Source organism: Streptomyces griseorubiginosus (assembly GCF_017614965.1).
GTDB lineage: Bacteria > Actinomycetota > Actinomycetes > Streptomycetales > Streptomycetaceae > Streptomyces > Streptomyces griseorubiginosus_B.
Map to the genome: position 1 here is coordinate 1 of NZ_WVUG01000598.1, position 1,925 is coordinate 1,925.

Here is a 1,925-nt window from a genome sequence, read left to right on the forward strand (position 1 = left end):
GTGTTCGGGCGTCCGAGCCCGGGTTAGGCTCATGATTGATCGTTACCGACGAGGGGGGTCCGACGATGAGCGGAAGCGTGACGGCGGTCAGCAGCAACGGGGTGTACTCCTTCACCAAGCCGAACCGGGACAGCATCACGCTGCTCGCCGGGCTGGGGGTGGAGGGGGACGTGCACGCCGGGGTGACGGTCAAGCACCGGTCCAGGGTCGCGCAGGACCCCACCCAGCCCAACCTGCGCCAAGTGCATCTCATCCACGAGGAGCTCTTCGCCGAGGTCGGCGAGGCCGGGTTCAAGGTCGCGCCCGGCGAGCTCGGCGAGAACATCACCACGCGCGGCATCGACCTGCTCGGCCTGCCGGTCGGCACCCTGCTGCGCATCGGCGACTCCGCCGTCCTGGAGGTCACCGGTCTGCGCAACCCCTGCATGCAGATCGACAAGTTCCAGGGCGGGCTGCTCAAGCAGGTCGTCGGCAGGGACGAGGACGGCAAGGTCGTGCGCAAGGCCGGGATCATGACCGTCGTGCGGGAAGGGGGCGTGGTGCGTCCCGACGACAGGATCGAGGCGGAACTCCCCAGCGGCCCGCACCGGCCCCTGGACAGGGTCTGACCCCACGTCACACCGCTGCGGCGGCACCCCTCCGCCGTACCGGCCTCGCCAGCAGCGCGCCCAGGAACCCGGTCACCAGCCCCCACAGCACCGCCAGCCCCAGCGCGCTCCACACCTGGGGCGTGAGGAACAGGTCCCCGCCCAGACGCCCGCCCAGGTCGCCGATGCCCAGCACCGACAGGCCGTAGTGCGCGGAGATCCGGCCGACCAGGCAGATCATCCAGACCGTGAGCGCCAGGGCGACGGCCATGTGCAGGGCATGCTGCCAGGCGCGCGTCCGGGACGGGGAGCGGGCCGCCATCACGAAGGCCGCGCCCAGCAGCAGCACCGCGTCCACGACGACCAGCCACCACACTCGGCTGTCGTAGTCGGAGAGGGTGCTCAGGTTGAGCGTGGAGACGTCCTTGGTGCGCAGCACCTCGTCGAGGACGTGCGGCATGGGCAGCCCGAACGGCCCCTGCACCCTGCCGTGCCAGGTCGCGCCGAGGCCGAGGGTGAGGGTGAGCCAGACCAGGTTCGGCATGCCCAGCAGGATCACCGCGAGGGTCTCCACGGCATGCCCGCGAATCGCCGCGGTCACCAGGCCGACGACGACACCGAGAGCGACGTACACGAGGAGCAGGGCCACCATCGCGTACGCGGCCGGACGCACCGACTCCTGGAAGCGCAGCAACCGGCCGGGCAGCGGCGCCCCGCGTGAGACCAGCAGGGCCAGCACCAGGACGCCCGCCAGCCACAGCAGGCCGAACAGCAGGGTTTGCGGTACGTCGGTCTTGAAACCGACCTTCGGCGAGACGTCGAACAGGTCACCGACGTCGCTGAGCGTGCCGTTGCCGAGGGAGAGGGCGAAGGTCTGGCGGGCACCGAAGGCCAGACCGAGCAGGGCGAGCAGCCACAGGACCGCGATCCGGGCCGCCCATCCGGCCAGTTCGGGCGCTCCGGTGACCGCCCGGTGCCGCAGCGGGCGCAGGAAGCCGGCGGCGAGCACGAGCGCACCGGTCAGCGTGACGGACAGCGGGATCACGGTCAGCCCGGCCGAGGACGAGGCGAGTCCGCCCGCGTCCCCGGACAGTTCGATCGTGCCGCCGACGGCCGTGACCACCGTCGCCGCCGCCACCCGGGGAAACGCGCCCTGGGGAAGATCCGTCGCTCCGGCCGCCCACAACCCCAGGGCGGCCACGACCCCCATGGCGATCAGCGCGGCCAGCACCGCGCCCAGGGCCTGCACCCAGCCATGACGGGCCACGGTCTGCTCGGAGGCGGTTCGCAGGCTCACGCCTGCCACGCTAAGCAGCACCTGTCTCTTATACACCTCTG

Annotated in this window: 2 protein-coding genes; one reads left to right on the forward strand and one right to left on the reverse strand. The window is 71.5% G+C overall.

Going from position 1 to position 1,925, the window contains the following annotated elements:
• Positions 1-65: 65 nt before the first annotated feature.
• Complete coding sequence (locus tag GRC12_RS44035; protein WP_208786033.1) at positions 66-608, forward strand: MOSC domain-containing protein; 543 nt, start codon at positions 66-68, stop codon at positions 606-608.
• A gap of 7 nt (positions 609-615) precedes the next feature.
• On the opposite strand, the gene GRC12_RS44040 is transcribed toward GRC12_RS44035, so the two are convergent.
• Positions 616-1,884, reverse strand: a complete 1,269-nt coding sequence (locus GRC12_RS44040) for a streptophobe family protein (RefSeq protein ID WP_208786034.1) — start codon at positions 1,882-1,884, stop codon at positions 616-618.
• Positions 1,885-1,925: the final 41 nt, after the last annotated feature.